Source organism: Streptomyces beijiangensis (genome assembly GCF_017315755.1).
GTDB lineage: Bacteria > Actinomycetota > Actinomycetes > Streptomycetales > Streptomycetaceae > Streptomyces > Streptomyces beijiangensis.
Genome location: NZ_JAFLRJ010000427.1, coordinates 1 through 650 on the forward strand (window position 1 = coordinate 1; position 650 = coordinate 650).

1 protein-coding gene is annotated in these 650 nt (G+C 67.1%); it reads left to right on the plus strand.

The window, feature by feature from the left end; genetic code table 11:
• Positions 1 to 69: 69 nt before the first annotated feature.
• Positions 70 to 615 (plus strand): GNAT family N-acetyltransferase, encoded by a 546-nt coding sequence (locus tag J0695_RS33525; protein ID WP_206968540.1) that lies wholly within the window; start codon positions 70 to 72, stop codon positions 613 to 615.
• Positions 616 to 650 lie beyond the last annotated feature (35 nt).

The window sequence follows — 650 nt, forward strand, 5'->3', positions numbered from 1 at the left end:
CGGGGGTTTTCTGCGTTCCGGGCGCTTACTCGGATGCGATGTGGTGGGAGTGTCTGATTGGATCCAGGCATGGAACACGTCATACGCGCTGTACGGGCTGATGAGTGGCAGAAGGTCAAGGAACTGCGGCTGGCCGCCGTGGGTGATCCGGTTGCGTCGATTGCCTTCCTGGAGACGGTGGAGCAGGCGGCTGCCAAGCCCGATGAGTTCTGGCAGGAGCGGGCCGCGGGGGCGGCCTGGGGTGTGGCAGCCCGGCAGTTCATTGCCGAGGCGGCGGACGGGGAGTGGGGCGGCACCGTCACCGTGCTCGTGGAGAAGCCGGGGGTGAAAGGGTTCTTCGGCGAGGAGATCCCCGTGACCCAGGGGCATCTGGTGGGAGTCTTCGTACGCAAGGAGTTCCGGGGGAGCGGACTCACGGAGCGGCTCTTCCAGGCCGCTCTGGAGTGGGTCTGGGAGCTGGAGGAGCCGCGGCTGGAGCGGGCGAGGTTGTTCGTGCACTCGGCCAATGAGCGGGCTGCCGGGTTCTATCGGAAGTTCGGCTTCGTGGAGAGCGGCTTGACGATCCCGGCCGAGGGCGTCGAGGGCCTGGAGGTCGAGATGGTGTTCACGCGGTAGGGGTGTTGAGCTCCGGCCAGCGGGAGCGCTGCTGT